Origin of the sequence: Rahnella sp. BIGb0603 (genome assembly GCF_024808755.1) — a bacterium.
In the GTDB taxonomy this organism is placed as follows: domain Bacteria; phylum Pseudomonadota; class Gammaproteobacteria; order Enterobacterales; family Enterobacteriaceae; genus Rahnella; species Rahnella contaminans.
The window spans coordinates 525,899-543,199 of the sequence record NZ_JANUEX010000003.1; the positions used below are offsets into that span (position 1 = coordinate 525,899).

Annotated in this window: 14 protein-coding genes; 4 read left to right on the forward strand and 10 right to left on the reverse strand. The window is 53.9% G+C overall.

The window, feature by feature from the left end:
* Positions 1-95: 95 nt before the first annotated feature.
* Positions 96-749, forward strand: a complete 654-nt coding sequence (locus tag M2403_RS10825) for an L-fuculose-phosphate aldolase (RefSeq protein WP_165058234.1) — start codon at positions 96-98, stop codon at positions 747-749.
* 57 nt (positions 750-806) lie between these two features.
* Here M2403_RS10825 and M2403_RS10830 read toward each other — a convergent pair whose 3' ends face one another.
* Both M2403_RS10830 and M2403_RS10835 read right to left on the reverse strand, forming a co-directional pair.
* Positions 807-2,162: an MFS transporter gene (locus tag M2403_RS10830; RefSeq protein ID WP_165058233.1), complete on the reverse strand. Its 1,356-nt coding sequence runs from the start codon at positions 2,160-2,162 to the stop codon at positions 807-809.
* Positions 2,163-2,337: 175 nt separating this feature from the next.
* Complete coding sequence (locus M2403_RS10835) at positions 2,338-3,321, reverse strand: LacI family DNA-binding transcriptional regulator (RefSeq protein ID WP_259229119.1); 984 nt, start codon at positions 3,319-3,321, stop codon at positions 2,338-2,340.
* Positions 3,322-3,527: 206 nt separating this feature from the next.
* Here M2403_RS10835 and idnO point away from each other — a divergent pair, with 206 nt between their 5' ends.
* Entirely contained in the window at positions 3,528-4,292 is a 765-nt protein-coding gene (gene idnO / locus M2403_RS10840; RefSeq protein ID WP_152324325.1) for a gluconate 5-dehydrogenase, read from the forward strand.
* Positions 4,293-4,304: 12 nt separating this feature from the next.
* Positions 4,305-5,048: an SDR family oxidoreductase gene (locus M2403_RS10845; protein WP_152324324.1), complete on the forward strand. Its 744-nt coding sequence runs from the start codon at positions 4,305-4,307 to the stop codon at positions 5,046-5,048.
* Positions 5,049-5,109: 61 nt separating this feature from the next.
* On the opposite strand, the gene M2403_RS10850 is transcribed toward M2403_RS10845, so the two are convergent.
* The 3 genes from M2403_RS10850 to M2403_RS10860 are packed head-to-tail and all read right to left on the reverse strand — an operon-like array spanning position 5,110 to position 8,779.
* Positions 5,110-6,513 (reverse strand): cytochrome c, encoded by a 1,404-nt coding sequence (locus M2403_RS10850; RefSeq protein WP_152324323.1) that lies wholly within the window; start codon positions 6,511-6,513, stop codon positions 5,110-5,112.
* Entirely contained in the window at positions 6,510-8,165 is a 1,656-nt protein-coding gene (locus tag M2403_RS10855) for a GMC family oxidoreductase (protein ID WP_152324322.1), read from the reverse strand. The genes M2403_RS10850 and M2403_RS10855 overlap by 4 nt, the downstream gene beginning before the upstream one ends.
* Positions 8,165-8,779 (reverse strand): sorbitol dehydrogenase family protein, encoded by a 615-nt coding sequence (locus tag M2403_RS10860; RefSeq protein ID WP_259229120.1) that lies wholly within the window; start codon positions 8,777-8,779, stop codon positions 8,165-8,167. Before M2403_RS10860 ends, M2403_RS10855 begins: the two co-directional genes overlap by 1 nt.
* A 680-nt stretch (positions 8,780-9,459) precedes the next feature.
* Between M2403_RS10860 and M2403_RS10865 the strand changes: the two genes are divergently transcribed.
* Positions 9,460-9,804 (forward strand): YejG family protein, encoded by a 345-nt coding sequence (locus M2403_RS10865; protein WP_015689537.1) that lies wholly within the window; start codon positions 9,460-9,462, stop codon positions 9,802-9,804.
* A 17-nt stretch (positions 9,805-9,821) separates the two neighbouring features.
* Here the strand turns inward: M2403_RS10865 and yejF are convergent, their stop codons facing one another.
* The 5 genes from yejF to M2403_RS10890 form a co-directional block, all read right to left on the reverse strand.
* Positions 9,822-11,435 carry a microcin C ABC transporter ATP-binding protein YejF gene (gene yejF, locus M2403_RS10870; protein ID WP_152324320.1) on the reverse strand — a complete coding sequence of 538 codons (1,614 nt, stop codon included), beginning with the start codon at positions 11,433-11,435 and terminating at the stop codon, positions 9,822-9,824.
* Between the two features lies 1 nt (position 11,436).
* A complete protein-coding gene (locus M2403_RS10875) occupies positions 11,437-12,486 on the reverse strand; it encodes an ABC transporter permease (RefSeq protein ID WP_195812911.1) in 1,050 nt (349 codons plus the stop codon).
* Entirely contained in the window at positions 12,486-13,580 is a 1,095-nt protein-coding gene (gene yejB, locus M2403_RS10880; RefSeq protein WP_165058222.1) for a microcin C ABC transporter permease YejB, read from the reverse strand. Before yejB ends, M2403_RS10875 begins: the two co-directional genes overlap by 1 nt.
* Before the next feature lie 10 nt (positions 13,581-13,590).
* A complete protein-coding gene (locus tag M2403_RS10885; RefSeq protein WP_165058221.1) occupies positions 13,591-15,396 on the reverse strand; it encodes an extracellular solute-binding protein in 1,806 nt (601 codons plus the stop codon).
* A 200-nt stretch (positions 15,397-15,596) separates the two neighbouring features.
* Positions 15,597-17,180 (reverse strand): cyclic di-GMP phosphodiesterase, encoded by a 1,584-nt coding sequence (locus tag M2403_RS10890; RefSeq protein ID WP_259229121.1) that lies wholly within the window; start codon positions 17,178-17,180, stop codon positions 15,597-15,599.
* Between the last annotated feature and the right edge of the window lie 121 nt (positions 17,181-17,301).

Here is a 17,301-nt window from a genome sequence, read left to right on the forward strand (position 1 = left end):
CATTTTTACCGCCCGGTCACCGGTCAGCGCCGCCTGCGTTACAAAATAAAGTGACAGAAACCAACAATACGCAGACCAAAACCGACGGGGCAAACATGAAAAGAGAACAGCTGGCTGAACAAATTATAGAAACCTGCCTGCAAATGACGCGCATGGGGCTGAATCAGGGAACGTCCGGCAATGTCAGCGTGCGTTATGGCGACGGAATGCTGATTACGCCAACCGGGATCCCGTATGAGGAACTGACGCCACGGCAGATCGTCGAGGTCAGCGAAGACGGCAGACACGATCCGGCCAAAACACCGTCCAGCGAATGGCGTTTCCATCAGGCCATTTATCGCGCACGACCCGACGCACAGGCCGTTGTTCACAACCACGCGGTACATTGCACGGCGGTTTCCATTCTTAACCGGCCCATTCCGGCCATTCATTACATGATTGCGGCGACCGGCAGTACGGTGATCCCGTGCGCGCCGTACGCGATTTTCGGGTCGCAGGCGTTGTCTGATCATACAGAAGCGGCGATCAGACAATCCAAAGCGATTCTTCTGCAACACCACGGAATGATTGCCTGCGGCAGTAATTTGCAGAAAGCGCTCTGGCTGGCGCAGGAAGTTGAAGTGCTGGCGAGGCTTTATCTGATGCTGCTGCCGGTGACGCCGGAAGTACCGGTTCTGTCGGATGAAGCGATGGAAGCGGTACTGAATAAATTCCATCACTACGGAATTATTACGCGGGAAGAAGCCTGAAGGCTGAAATAAAAATGCCCGTCAGAATATGGCGGGCATCAGGGGATCCAAAAGTAATCAGTTCACGCCCTGCGCTTCCATTTGCTGGAGTTTGCGGGCTTTTTTGGCGCGGGCATATTCATCCGCCATGGCCTTGGCTTTTGCCCCCGGGATCAGCGCCATATCGCACTCTTTCGGCAACAGCGTAGTCACCAGCGCGGCAATCAGCAGGGATGCGACCAGTGCATAAATCGCCGTGCTCTGACCGTACAGACTGACTAACACGCCGACCAGATACGGACCGCAGAAACCGCCCAGATTCCCCAGACCGTTAATCACGCCGCGTGCGCTGCCTGCCACTTCCGGCGTGGTGACTTTGCCCGGAATGGTCCAGAAGGCGCTGGTCGCGGCTTGCAGGAAGAACCCTGCACCGACCAGAAAACCGTAGGCCGCCATAATATTGTGACCAAACGCCACGGATGCGGCCAGACAGGCGGCGAAACCGCACAACGGCAGGGCGATAAACATGCGGCGTTTGCCGGTTTTATCGGACAGCACGGACATCGCCAGGATCCCCAGCATGGTGCCCACATAAGGGATAATCGCCAGCATGCCGACTGAACTCATGTCGCCGCCGGTGAGGTTTTTCAGGATAGTCGGCAGCCACAGCGTGTAGCCGTAAATCCCGGTCTGATAGAAGAAGTTAATGACAATCAGTTTGACGATAGATTTATTGCGAAAGACCTCTTTGAGCGGCGCGTTATTGACCGGTGCCAGCGCCCGCAGTGCTTCGCGTTCACGGTTTAATTCGGTGACCAGATAATCGCGTTCGCGCTCAGACAGCCATTTCGCTTCTTCCGGACGGTCGCTGATGGTGAACCACCAGAACAGCATCACCACGAAAGATAATGCCCCTTCGATGATGAACAACCAGCGCCAGTCGAGCGTATCCAGGATCAGGCCGGACAGCGGCGCGGTAATCATCCCGCCGAGCGGCGCGAACATCAGCACATACGCATTGGCGCGGCCACGTTCTTTATCCGGGAACCAGTTGCTGACCATCGTCAGCACCACCGGCAACATCCCGCCTTCCGCCACACCCAGCGCAAAACGCAGGAACAGCAGCTGATACTGGTTAGTGATAAAGCCGGTCAGAATGGAGATCACCGCCCATGCAATCAGCGAGCAGGCGATGAATTTACGGCCGCTGCCGTGTACCGCCAGGCTTCCGCCGGGCACCTGTAAAAACAGATACCCGATGAAGAAGATACCGGCAGCCAGACCGGCCATTGATGCGGTGATACCTAATTCGGCATCCATTCCGCCGGGCATGGCAAAACTAATATTGACCCTGTCCATGAAGGAAATAATACAGGCGATAAGTATTGGGGCTATTACACGTAACCAGCGGGCCTTAGGAATTTTATTATTCATCGTCTTTCCTCTGTGTGCTTGTATCCGGCGATGACCTAATAAAAGCATTTTGAGGAAAGTATTTCGTGACAGGTGTCACGTTGAATTATGTTAAGAAAAGGTGTTACCTGCAACGTGATCCTGCACCGTAGTTGGCATGCAGGATGACAGGAAGGAAATAGCAGAAAAGGGCACGTTAAATCGTGCCACCGAGGGAAATCCGGTAGTGCAAATCGACACGCTCAATGGTCGGCAGTTTTTTGATTTTTTTAAGCAATATTTCGGCGACAACCTTGCCCATTTCAAAGCGCGGAGTAATAACGCTGGCCAGCAACGGCGTGGTCGCCAGCCCGATATCCAGCCCGTGAAAACCTGAAATCGCCATGTCCTGCGGGACGCGGATGCCCAGTTTCAGACATTCCTGTAACACACCGACGGCAATATCGTCGTTGGTACACAAAATTGCATTGGTGTGCGGATACAGCTGGCGCGCCATCGATAACATTCCGGCGCCGATAGACACCGATGAAACCTTATTCGGGGTGATATGCACCGGCGTCAGCCCGCGTTCAGTCATTGCCTGGCTGTAGCCCTGATAGCGTTTCTGGTCACGCGCGTCTGACATCGAACCGAAATACACCGCATGCTCCTTGCCGCTGGCGAGCAGCGTATTCGCCATGTCATATCCGGCTTGCTGATTATCAAAACCTACCGCAATACGGCCATTCTGATCGTCGAGATCCATCACCTGAGCGACAGGAATTTCAGCCGCATTCAGATACTTATCGGCTTTGAGCGTATGCACGGAATCCGTGAGGATCAGCCCTGCCAGCTGATAACCGAGCAGGTTGATAATGTGCTCTTCTTCGCGGTCCTTGCTGTAATCATAATTCACCACCAGCGTCTGGTAGCCCTGCGCGGACGTCACGGACTCAATACCGGCCAGCAAATCGGAGAAAATCTGATTGTTAAAAGAGGGCACCAGAATGCCGATGCGCGGCGCTTTGGCCGGTCCGCGGGCTTCTTCCAGCGGATAACCGACTTCTTCCATGACTTTGGTGATGCGTTCGCGGGTTTCAGGAGAGACTTTTTCCGGCGTGCGCAGAAAACGGCTGACCGTCATCTTGGTAACATCCGCCAGTTGGGCGATGTCCTGTAATGTCACGCGCTGGTTTCTCATGCGGGTTTCCCTGATTATTTCCCAAAATATACCCGATTATTGAAACAGAAAGCGCCGGAGATTGTTATCAAAATGATGATGATCACATCGGGAGTAACAGGGTTTTTTAACATCCTCCAAGGTGATCTGCATCACAGTTTGGCCGCCGGTAAACCGTTGTAGTGGGGCTAACTTTTCATAAGCAGCTTTTTAATAAGGCCAACGTCATGACAAATCTCTTCTCCCTGGATAATAAAAAGATTCTGGTCACCGGTTCTACGCGCGGTCTGGGTTTCCTGCTGGCGAAAGGGCTGGCGCAGCACGGGGCGGAAATTATCGTCAACGGCACGCAGCAGGAATCGACACAAAAGGCCGCTGAAGCGCTGCGTGCGGAAGGGTTTATCGCACACGCTGTGTCATTTGATGTCACGAACAGCCAGGCAGTGAATCAGGCGATTGACCATATCGAAAAGGCCATTGGCCCGATTGATGTGCTGGTGAATAACGCGGGGATCCAGCGTCGCCACAAATTTACCGATTTCCCGGAAAAAGACTGGGACGACGTGATTGCGGTGAATCAGAAGTCTGTTTTCCTGGTGTCGCAGGCAGTTGCGCGTTACATGATCCAGCGTGAGCGCGGCAAGATCATCAATATCGGTTCGATGCAAAGTGAGCTGGGCCGCGACACCATTACGCCGTACGCTGCCTCCAAAGGTGCGGTGAAAATGCTGACGCGCGGGATGTGCGTCGAACTGGCGCGCTACAATATTCAGGTGAACGGCATTGCGCCGGGCTATTTCAAAACCGACATGACGCAGGCGCTGGTCGATAACAAAGAGTTTTCCGAATGGCTGTGCAAACGCACGCCAGCCGCGCGCTGGGGCAACCCGGAAGAGCTGGTCGGCGGTGCGGTTTATCTGTCATCCAGGGCGTCAGATTTCGTGAATGGTCATTTACTCTTTATCGATGGCGGCATGCTGGCCGCCGTTTAGTATAGGAAAATTATGAGCAAAATCGCACTGGTCACCGGCGGTGGCAGCGGTATCGGGCTGAGCGCTGCGAAATCGCTGGCGGGTATTGGGTTTACGGTCATTCTGGCGGGGCGCAATACGGAAAAACTGGCGCAGGCCGTGGCACAGTTTGCACCGGGACAAGCGGTGGCGCGTCAGCTGGATGTCACCAGCCCGCAGTCGGTCGCCGCGCTGTTTGCAGATATTCAGGAAACCTTCGGGCGGCTGGATTTATTGTTTAATAACGCCGGGAATAACGTGAAAGATGTGCCCATTGATGAGCTTGCGGTGGAAGACTGGCTTTCGGTGATCAACACTAATCTGACCGGCGCATTTTTGTGTACGCAGGCGGCGGTCAAACTGATGAAACAGCAGTCTCCGCAGGGTGGCCGCATTATCAATAACGGCTCTGTTTCGGCGCTGTCGCCGCGTCCGAATTCCGCGCCATATACCGCCAGCAAACACGCCATTACCGGGCTGACCAAATCCACGGCACTTGATGGCCGCGCATTCAATATTGCGTGCGGACAGATTGACGTCGGCAACGCCGCAACGGATATGGGCAATAAAGCGCTGGCAGGCAGGATGCAGGCCGACGGGCATATTGCCGAAGAGCCGGTCATTGCGGTGGAGCGCGTCGGTGAAGCCGTGGCTTTTATGGCCGGATTGCCGCCGGGCACCAACGTTCTGACCATGACGGTGATGGCCAGCGCGATGCCGCTGGTCGGACGGGGGTAACGCTTTTCGCATTCAAAAAAAACGGCCCGAATCGGGCCGTTTTGCATTTCATCTTTCGTGATTATGCTTTTCTGACTTTACGCTTTCTGCCGAGCCAGAAAATCAGCACCAGCAGAATGATCACGCCGATGATCATCGCCGGCGCCATGAAAGGTTGCAGTTTTGCCAGAAGTGTCACCGGGCCGCCTGCGCGTAATACCGCCACATCCTGCGCGCTGACCTGAACGCCTGCGTTGCCGTAGTTTTTCAACACATAGTTGGAGATATCCGCAATCTGCTGATCGTCGAGCTGACCGACGTACGAACCCACGCCAAATTTTGGCATCAGAACATGATGGTCGCCCACCTGGCGATCGACGCCGTAAAGAATGGCGGAAATCAGGTTAGACGCATTTCCGAGGCCGGTCGCGGTGTTGTTAAACAGCGACGGATACGCCTGATTTTTGCTGCCTGAGCCGTCCGGCTGGTGGCAGCTGGCGCAATACCCGCTGAACAATGCCGCGCCGTTGTCGATGGTTTTATTCGCGTTAAACGGATGTGCGCCGCGCAGGCCGTCTTCCACATTTACCGGCTTACCGAAGGTGTCTGCCGCCTGTGTATCGCGCGGATCGCGAACCGGCGTGCTGTTTTTCAGGTAGTAGGCAATTGCGTTCAGATCGGTGTCAGACATGTATTGCAGACTGTTTTGCACCGCCTCCGCCATACCGCCCGCGGCCTGATTTTTCCCGGCGGTCCGGCCTGTTTTCAGGTATTCCACCAGCTGAGCCTGCGACCAGTTGCCAATGCCGCTGACCGGATCAGAACTGATGTTCGGCGCGTACCACGGGCCGACCATGCCGCCCGCCAGCGGTTTATCCGTCACCGAACCCATCATCAGATTACGCGGCGTATGGCACGTGTCGCAGTGTCCGGCACCGTTCACCAGATACGCACCCCGGTTCCATTGCTCACTTTTGGTCGGATCCGGCTTAAACGGCGTGCTGTCGAGATACATCAGATTCCAGCCCGCCATCGCAATACGCATGTTAAACGGGAACGGCAGGGCAGTTTCAGTATTCGGCTGTTCGACCGGTTTCACACCTTGCTGGAAATAAACATACAGCGCGTGCATATCGGCATCGCTCATATGGCTGTAAGAGGTGTACGGCATGGCCGGATACAGATTTGCACCGTCCGGACGCACACCTTCGCGCACAGCGCGGGTGAACTGTTCTTCGGTGTAATTCCCGATACCAAACTGCTTCGACGGCGTGATGTTGGTGGTGTAAATCGTGCCCATCGGCGAATGGATTTCATATCCGCCCGCGAACGGCTTTCCACCCTCAGGTGCCGTATGACAAGCCTGACAGTCTGCGGCCGTCGCGACTTCCTGGCCCTGGCGGACGAGTTCTGCCTCGTTGTCCTGTGCAACGGCAAAACCGCTCAGGGACGCAGTTAACAGGCAGGCGGTGAGAAGTTTTTTCATGCTGCACCTGCCAGTTTTTTCGACATATCGTCTGCGGCTTTCAGCGCCAGCGCAGCCATGGTTAGCGTACTGTTCACTACGCTGGACGACGGGATTGCGCCGCCACCCGGTAACCACAGGTTGGCATGATCGTGAGTCCGGCAATCGCCGTTCACCACGGAATCCTTCGGATCGTTGCCCATAATCGTGCCACCCATGATGTGGTTGTTGGCGTTCAGGCTGGTGGTGATGTTGAATTCTTCCGCCATAAACAGCGAGCCGATGTGCTCAAGTTGTTTATGCGCCGCTTCCGCGCCTTTACGCACGTAATCGCCGACGTCGTAATGAATATCCGGGCAGGGTAAACCGTGCGGATCTTTACGGGTTTTGCTCAGCGTCAGGCGGTTATCCGGATCCGGCAACGGCTCCAGGCTGATGGACAAGTCCACGCCGAAGATAGAACGGCGGCGGATTTCTTCGTCCAGCTCCTGACCCACCAGCCCCATCTGCAACGCTTTGGACGTTGCCGGGATCACGCGGCTGATGTTGTTGAGGATCATTTTGTTGGCGGAATAATCTTTGCGGAAATCACCGTCGCGCGGGCCGACCAGACAGCTGCTTTGCGCCGGGCCACGGCCAATCCACAGCGGTTCTTTAGCGATGAACGTACAGTGGAAACCGGAGTGGTCCATCATGTTACGGCCCACGTGATCAGAGGAGTTGGCGATGCCGTTCGGGTTTTTGTCGTTGGCTGCCATCAGCAGCAGACGCGGAGTCTCGATGCCGTTACAAGCCAGCGCGAACACTTTGCCGGTCGCTTTGTGGGATTTTTTCTGATTATCCAGCCAGTGAACCGCCGTCACATTGTTATTTTCGTCGGTATCAATCTTGTAAACCACGGCCTCGGCCAGCACCACGGCGCCTTTGTTTTCGGCGCGTTCGACGTGTGCGATACCGTTGTACATCGCACCTATCGGGCAGATCGGCTGACAGTTATTATTGCCGCAACAGGTCGGGCGGCCATTCCACGGACGGGTGCTGCGTCCTTGCGGGATTGGCACCGAGCGGTAACCGTGCGGGTTCACAATCTCGGCAAAACGCGTATCGCCATAGCCGTAAGGAACCTGTTCCATCGGGTAAGGCTTGCTGCGTTCAGAAGGGGATTGCAGTTCAGGATCGTTCGGGCCTGCAACGCCGATCTCTTCTTCTGCGCGGCAGTAATAAGGTTCGAGCTCGTCATACGAAATCGGCCAGTCGCGGCCCACGCCGTACAGCGTTTTCATTTTGAAATCGTTCGGGACGTGACGCCAGCAGGACGCCGCCCAGTGCCAGGTCGTGCCGCCTACGGTGCGCAGATAGCCTTGTTTAAAGCTGCCCGCACTGGGTCCGGTCAGATGAACGTAGTTATTTTCCGGGAAATACAGCGGGGCCGGGGCATTTTCTGACTGCGGGTACAGTCCCTGGAAATCTGAACCTGCACGGTTTTCAAAAGGCATATTGCGCCAGTTTTCGACGGCCTGCGCACGTTCGATGCGTAAACCGGCTTCCAGCACCAGAACGGAATAACCTTCGCTGACCAGTTGATCGGCAATCATGCCGCCCACGACGCCGGAACCGACAACAATCACATCAGCAGACGCATCGCCGTCTGCGGTAAATACGGGTTTTTTCATCAGGCTTTGCTCACATCAGATTCAGAAATACGGGTAAAACGATCGGCGTTCATGGACTCAGGCATCGCGGCATCAGGCGGCGCGGCGGTGAAGTACAGCGGGCCGTTACCGCAGTAGGTCGGCACAATCAGGCCGTCGCTCACCGGGCGATACATCAGCGCATCTTTATATGAAATCAAAATGGAATCGGTTCCATGTCCGACCGTGCCGGTATACCAGGCTGTGACGATGCTCGTCACCAGTTCGCCCAGACCGTTCTGCTGCGCGGCTTTCTGCAAATCTTTCGCAGCCTGCCCCGGTTTAACCAGTGCATGCAGTTTGCTGACCTGAGCCGGGAAGTCAGGCTGAGAGCGGAAGAAGGCATTGAAAATCTGGGCTGAAGTTCCTTCACTGATATTTTTATGCTCGGTGATGGCCTGTGATACCAGATAGAACTGGCCGAAGATGACCGGCGACTGCGTGGCTGTTTCTTTCTCCGCCTGGCTCAGGAAGGGAAAGCCGATAAGGGTTGTTGCGACCATCGCGGAGGTCAGCCCTTTCAGCAGTTCGCGACGACTGAAACCGGTTCCATTTTCGGTGTTATTGCTTGCCATGATTGAAGGATCGTTTTCCATCTCATTTCTCGCTGGGATTGGGTGTGAGCTAAATAACTCAGGATTTGCTTATCTGATTCTTATTATATGTCGCTAATGTCGAGACTTATCAGCAGGTTGATGATGCCCTGTGGTCTCTGCGATAGGGTATACCAGTAATAACGATGCGGATGATAAGCCAAAGAAGAAGAAATTGTGCAAACAAATTGTGCGGATTTATTAACATTAGATCCAGATTTTAACGTATGATGCGACGCCGTAAATTTTGTAACCAACTGGTTCATTTCAAAATGAAATTAACACCATCAAGAGCGGTGTGAAAAGTCAGGATTGATTTTAACTGACTGATTTAATGCTTTTTATTGACGTTAATGAGAAGACTAATAACATTGATTTGTATATTAAATGTAAATAAAAATGCAATAATAAGTAGCGGCATTTGATTAAAATGGTTGTGAATCAAGACTAAAAAGGTTACAAATAAACCAAAATGAGATCTGCCTCTCAGATTCATCGGGAGCAGTCATAAAAATAGCTGGGTCTGTGAGCTTGCACTGGAATGACGTTAATTTAATGTTAATTATTTGAGCGAGAAGTGGGCAAAGCAAAGTCTGTCGGCTATAACTTAATCCGTGTAGTTGTAGCTATTTTGTAAAAATATCGTGTAGATGATTGGTTAACATCATTGTCTGGGGAACCACGTGAATAATATTCAACTTTCGGTAGTACATCGTTTGCCGCAAAGTTATCGCTGGTTGTCAGGTTTTGCCGGTATCAAAGTTGAACCGATTCCGCTGCCTGGTAACGATGAAGATAACAATCTGATTGGCCTGAAACTGCTCAGTCATGAGGGTGAATTCGCCTGGCAGGTGATGCATCAGTTAACTGATGCCTTAGAAGATATTCAGGTGAAAGCGGCGATTGTTGAAATCGACGGCGAACCGTGTTTATTCGTCCATCGTGAAGATGAAAGCGCGACCCTTTGCTGCCTGAAAAATATCGGCGCGGCGATCGCGGAATCTGTCACCGCACTTTATCCATTCTGAACCGCCTGATAACAACGTCAGGCGGTTTGCTCCTGCGAATCGAACGCATCTGACGCACTCAGCAATTCACGGGTGTAAGCCTGCTGCGGCGCGGTAAAAATCTGCTCGCAATCTCCCTGTTCGACCACTTCCCCGTTCCTGAGCACCAAAAGCTGGTGACATAAAGACCGGACGACATGCAAATCATGGCTGATAAACAGATAAGTCAGGCCGTGGCGTTGCTGAAGTTCGCTCAGGATCGCCAGAATCTGCGCCTGTACCGATTTATCCAGAGACGATGTCGGTTCATCCAGAATCAGCATTTCAGGCTGTAAAATCAGGGCGCGGGCGATAGCAATACGCTGGCGCTGACCGCCGGAGAATTCAGTCGGATAACGGTGACGGCTCTGCGGATCCAGTCCGACTTCCTGCATCGCCCGAATCACTTCCTGTTCGCGCTCCTGCGCACTCACTTTCCGGTGAACCAGCAAACCTTCCGCAATAATCTGCTCCACGGTAAACCGCGGGTTCAGCGCTGAGAAAGGGTCCTGAAACACGACCTGTATCCGGCTGCGGAAGGGCAGCATTTGCTTGCGCGAAAACGTGTGCAGCGGCTGGCCGTCAAACCAGATTTCGCCCTGAGATTTCATCAGGCGTAAAAGCGCCAGCCCGGTCGTGCTCTTCCCTGAACCTGATTCACCCACCACGCCCAGACTTTCGCCGCGACGAAGCTGAAAGCTCACCTGATTAACGGCGTGTTTAACACCGACGGTGCGGCGCAGCAGGCCGCGCCTGACAGGAAAGCCCACATCCAGGTTTTTCACGTCCAGCAAAACGGCAGGTTCACCTTTCAGCGGCTGCGGGCGCCCCTGCGGTTCGGCCTGTAAAAGGTGTTGCGTGTAAGGATGCTGAGGCTGGCTGAATAGCGTGGCGCGCGGCTGCTGCTCCACCAGACGCCCTTGTTGCATCACGGCAACGTTATCCGCCAGACGCCGCACGATGCGCAGGTTGTGGGTGATAAACAGCATCGCCATGCCCATTTCCTGCTTTAGGTCGTCGAGCAGGGACAAAATCTGGGCCTGAACGGACACGTCCAGCGCCGTTGTCGGTTCATCGGCAATCAGCAGTTTTGGCTTTGTCAGCACCGCCATGGCGATCATGACACGCTGGCGTTCGCCGCCTGAAAGCTGATGCGGGAAATCCCGCAGACGGGAAGCCGCCTGGCGGATACCCACACGATCAAGGCAGCTTAGGATTTCGCTCCGCGCCGCATCACCCCGCAGGCCACGATGCAGCGTAAGCACCTCGGTGAGTTGCTTTTCAAGTGTATGCAGCGGATTGAGTGAAACCATCGGTTCCTGAAAAATCATCGAAATCTGGTTGCCACGGATCTGTCGCAGGGTCGAGCCATCGGCTTTGAGCAGCGACCGGCCTTCAAAGAGAATATCCCCTTGCGGATAGACGGCGACAGAAGGCAGCAGGCGCAGCACGGACAGCGCGGTCACACTTTTGCCAGAACCGGATTCTCCCACCAGCGCCAGCGTTTCGCCCGCATGAATATTCAGGGAAACATCGCTGACCACTTCACGCTGCTGATTTCCCTGACGGAAAGCCACGCTCAGGTTGCGGATTTGCAGTAAAGAGTCCGTCATCTCAGAGCGCCTCGCCGTGATGTGCAGAAGGGTTGAAGGCGTCACGGACCGCTTCACCGATGAAAATCAGCAAGGACAACAGGGACGCCAGCACGACAAATGCGCTGATGCCCAGCCACGGTGCCTGCAAATTATTTTTGCCTTCCATCAGTAATGTGCCCAGCGAAGGCGAACCCAGCGGTAATCCGAAACCGAGGAAATCCAGCGACGTCAGCGTGGTGATGGAACCGCAAAGAATAAACGGCAGATATGTCAGCGTGGCGACCATTGCATTGGGCAGCATATGACGCCACATGATGGCCCGATCGCTGACGCCCATCGCCTGCGCGGCGCGGATGTAATCAAAATTACGGGTGCGCAGGAATTCGGCGCGCACGACGCTCACCAGCGTCATCCAGCCCGAAAGCACGGTAATCAGCAACAGCCACCAGAAGTTGGGCTGCACCACGCTGGCCAGAATAATGATCAGGAACAGCGTCGGAATGCTGGACCACACTTCGATAAAACGCTGCCCGAGCAGGTCGATAAGCCCACCGTAATAACCCTGCGTGGCACCGGCAATAATGCCGATCACCGAGGTCAGGACGGTGAGAAAAATGCCGAAGAACAGCGAAATCCGTAAGCCATAAAGGATCTGCGCCAGCACGTCGTGCCCGTTGCTGTCGGTGCCCAGCCAGTTTTTCGCCGAAGGGGGTGAAGGGAAGGGCTGCGTGGTCGAGAAATTAATCGAGTTATAACTGCTGCGCACCGGTGCCCAGATGGCCCAGCCGTGATCTTCAAGCTGTTTGAGCACAAACGGATCCTGATAATCCGCCGGCGTTTCCAGCTCACCGCCAAACGTGGTTTCACTGTAATTCACCATAAAAGGCACATACCAGTGCCCCTGATAACGCGCCAGCAGCGGCTTGTCGTTGGCGAGAACGTTGGACAGCAGCACCAGAACCAGCAAAACCATAAAGATCCACAGGGACCAGAATCCTCGCCGGTTTTGGCAAAAACGTGCCCAGCGTGCCTGAGTGACTGTGCTGAGTTTGAAGAGTCTCACGGTCATCAGTGACGGCCCTCGAAGTCGATACGCGGATCAACCAGCGTGTAAGTGATGTCGCTGACGATATTGAGCAGTAATCCAATCAGCGTGAAAACGTAAAGCGTGCCAAAAATCACCGGGAAGTCGCGCTGGACGATGGCGTCATAGCCCAGCAATCCTAAGCCTTGCAGGGAAAACATGACTTCAATCAGCAGGGAACCGGTGAAAAACATGCTGATGAACGTGGCCGGGAAACCGGCAATCACCAGCAGCATGGCGTTGCGAAAGACATGGCGGTACAAGATCTGCTTTTCGTTCAGCCCTTTCGCCCGCGCGGTCACGACGTACTGTTTGCTCACTTCATCCATAAAGGAGTTCTTAGTCAGCATGGTCAGCGTCGCGAACCCGCCAATGACCGTCGCCAGCACCGGTAATGTGACATGCCAGAGATAGTCGGTGATTTTCCCGTACCACGGCAGCGTGTCGAAATTAGGCGACGTCAGGCCGCGCAGCGGGAACCAGTCGAGATAACTGCCGCCGGTAAACAGAACAATCAGCAGGATGGCAAACAAAAACGAAGGCACGGCGTAGCCGATGATAATAAAGGAGCTGCTCCAGGTATCAAACCGTGAACCGTTGCGCACTGCTTTGCGGATCCCCAGCGGGATCGACACCAGATAAATAATCAGCGTGCTCCACAAACCAATACTGACAGACACCGGCAACGCGCTTTTCACCAGCCCCATGACGGTTGAACCGCGAAACAGGCTATCGCCAAAATCAAAGCGCACATAGCTGGAGAGCATTTCGAAATAGCGGACGTGCAGCGGTTTATCAAACCCAAAGCGATGGGTAATTTCTGCGATAACTTCAGGATCCAGCCCGCGTGCACCGCGATACTGGCCTTCGCCAAACTGGGCCACACCGGGTGACGCTTTTCCGTTACCGCTGTTACCGGCAGAATTCGGCAGCCCGCTGGATTGTCCCATTTCTATCGCCGCTATGGCCTGATCTACCGGGCCGCCGGGCGCAATCTGCACGATAAAAAAGTTGATTGTAATGATGGCCCAAAGCGTTGGGATCACCAGAAGCAGTCGTCTTAAGAGATAAGCGGCCACATTGTGCTCCTCAACGGCGTTGTGCAGGCAGACGCGCTGCACGGTTCATGTCATACCACCACGTATCCAGCTCCAGACCGTTGGCCGGAGCGATCGCAGGCATCGAGAATTTATCCCAATAGGCATAGCGTTCGTGATGGGTATACCACATCGGGATCATATACATATTCCAGGTCAGCACCCGGTCCAAAGCATGGCCGAGCGACAGCAGCGCGTCCGGTTTACCCTGGTTAGCGGCAATCTCATCGGTGAGTTTGTCGATGGCCGGATCGCTGACCCCCGGTTTGTTGTAGGTGGAATCCAGATATTTGGTGTTCCAGTAAATCTGTAAATCGCTGCTCGGGTAAGACATCGCCGGATAAACCGTCGGGATCATGTCGTAATCGCGCTGGCGCATGCGGCGGACAAACTGAGAATTGTCGACTTCACGAATCGACATTTTGATGCCCAGACGCTGCAAATTATGCTGGAACGGCAGGACATACTGCGAGTTACCGCCGCCGGGCAGCAGGAGTTCAAAGGTAAACGGCTTGCCGGTTTTGCTGTTGACCAGCACCTGATTTCTGACTTCCCAGCCGGCTTCTTTCAGCAGCCCCGTCGCCTTCAGCAGATTTGCCCGGTCATTACCGGTGCCGTCAGTGCGCGGCGGCTTATACAGCGTGCTGAACACTTCAGCCGGAATCTGATTCTTGAGCGGCCCGAGCCACGCAAGTTCTGCTACGTTCGGGTAATCTTTCGCGGCGTACTCCGTATTCTGGAAATAACTGTCAACGCGCTGATAGGCATCGAAGTAAAGTGCCCGGTTCATCCAGTCGAAATCAAAGGCCAGCGTCAGGGCTTCGCGCACCTTGCGGTCGGCAAACTGAGGGCGGTGAATGTTGAACGCCAGCCAGCGCGTATCCTGCGCCGCCTGATTTTCCTCATCGGCCTTCACGATAAAGTTTTTGCTGAAATTACCGCCCTGATATTGCGTAGACCAGTTCTTTGGTGAGGTTTCCATACGGAAATCAAATGCACCGGATTTGAAAGCTTCAAGGGCGACGTTATCGTCAAGATAGTAGTCGTAGCGGATCGTATCGAAATTATAACGACCCCGGTTAACCGGAAGATTGGCGGCCCAGTAATCCGGCACGCGCGAGTAAGTGATGTACTGGCCAAGCTTGTAATCACTAATACGATATGGGCCACTGCCCAGCGGTGGCGTGCTCAGCGGCTCATTGAATTTATGTTTTTCCCAGAATGCTTTGGGCAGGATCGGCAGGCCGAGCAGCCCCAGCATCATGTCTTTGTCAGCCTTCGGCAGCACCATGCGTACCGTCAGCCGCGATATGGCTTTGACTTCCACACCCTTGTAAACCACGCGGAACTGCGGAACGCCTTCCGTCATGAATTTTTTGAACGTGAATTCGACGTCGCTGGCGGTGATCGGCGTGTTGTCATTGAAACGGGCGCGGGGATTGATATCCACTTCGACCCAGCGGTACTGGCTGTCGTAACGGGCAGAATCGGCAATCAGCGGATAGTAGCTGCCGATTTCATCACTTGATGTCGTGAAAAGCGGGTCATACAGTGAACCGCTGCGCACCGCCGGATTACCGCGGGAAGCGAAACGGTTGAAATTGTCATAAGTGCCGATGGCAGCCAGCGTGATCTGCCCTCCCTTCGGCGCGGCGGGATTGACGTAGTCAAAACTGGTGAAGTTTGAGACATATTTCGGTTCGCCTAAAATTGCGAACGCGTAGCTGTCTTGTATGACCTCGGCCTGTGCGCTGAGACTCAGCAGGCACAGCGCAACGGCAAACACGCGAGAAAACATCCTGGATCTGCACTCCTGTGATGACGACAGCATGGCGCGGACATGATCGCCGCAGGCTATTGTTCAGTGGTAATCAATTGATCGCTAAGACCTTGTAACACATCAGCCTCAGGTTTCATCCCTGATTTCGGCCTTTTTATCACACTCATGGGCAGACGGCGAAGAGAAAAATGGAACAAAAAGTACAGTGCTGATACAGATTAAATCTGATAAGTCGCTTCTTTCTCATTGAAATCGCGGATGAAATTCATCAGTTCACCGACGCCCAGCGGTTTGCTGTACAGATATCCCTGAAGATAGGTGACGCCGTGATTGCGCAGATATTGCGACTGCAACTCGGTTTCAACGCCTTCTGCCACGGTCTTGAGTTTCAGCTCTTCGGTGAGCTTGAGGACGGTATCCAGCACTGGCGCAATCAGCGTTTTCTGGTCAATGGACATCACGAATCCGCGATCAATTTTCAGGTAATCAAGCGTGAACTTTTCCAGATAAATCAGGGCGCTGTGCCCGGTGCCGAAATCATCAATGGCAATCTCAATGTTGTGGTGGCGCAGCCAGTTGAATTCCCGCAGTGCGCCTTCGGTATCGATCATTCCCCGTTCGGTAATTTCAAAAATCACCTGAAATGCGTTTTCCGGTAATGCCTCGATGAAATTCAGCACGTCGTCATGGAAGCTGACCCTGCTCATGTGGTGCGGGGAAATATTAATACTGAGTTTAGATTTTTCAGGTAAAGCGTGTTGCAGCTGGTGTGCGTCGGCGGCGACCATCGACATCATATGCTGGGTCAGTTCGACAATCAGACCCTGCGTTTCGGCGTAACCGATAAAGATATCCGGCGGAATGCGTCCTTCAATCGGATGCTGCCAGCGCAACAGGGCTTCCAGGCCGGTAACTTTCAAACTTCTGGATTCAATGACCGGCTGGTATTCCACGAAGAATTCTTTGTTTTTAAGGCCGCGGAGAATTTCACGTTCGACGTTGTGCCGGTTGAGCAGGCTGAAATAGATCAGCGCGCACACCAGCAGGCTGAGCAGCAATCCGCCGAGCAGGGTGAAACGAATGTTGTCGCCGGTCAGGGAAGGGGAGTAAAGGCGCAGCGTGAACGGGAGATCGCCGGGGTTCACTTCAGTGAAATGGCTTTGAGGCAGCTTACTGACCGGAACCAGCCCTTCCTCGGAAGAGATCAGCGCGCTGTCGCCGATAAGCAGTGCAAAACCGCGATAACCTGTGCCGGGCAACGCAAAAAGCATATAAGGCGAGAGAGTCAGTTCCAGCGTGGCAATCACGCCATCGTTCGATATGCCGGGATTACGCTGCCAGACAATGATTACTGGCCGATTGGGCACTGCCGGGGTGCCCATTTGCAGGTCGATGCTCATCATTTTATCGAAATCAATATCGTGAAGTGAACGTGTGGCCGAAATGTTCTGGTTACCGGAAGCAGAAGAACAGAAAACCATGCCGTTGCGCACCAGCTGGAAATCGCGGACAGCAATGCTGAATGCGGCCTCGCGGTTAATTTCACTGGCAACGGAAGGGCAGGATTCCGACGTCAGCAGACCAATCCTGCGCATTGTGTCGGTGAGCTGATGAAAATAGCGGGAACTGAATTCTGAGGTTCTTTCGGCAATCTGCCCCTGTTCGCGGGCATTGTTGGCTTTGATCACGGTCAGCGTGACGATAATAAACAGAATAAAGAACAACACTGAAAAAAGGAGGCTTCGTATCAAATAACGGCGCTTGGGCAATACGGTGTGTGTCAGCGCCGTTCGTAAACCCATGTGTTTTGCCCTTTTTCTCGCCAAAGAAATAAAAGTATAACGTAGTTAAAAAACACCAGACCCTTAATACACTTTATTACAGGCATAAAAAAACGCCATCCGGAGATGACGTTTTTTTATT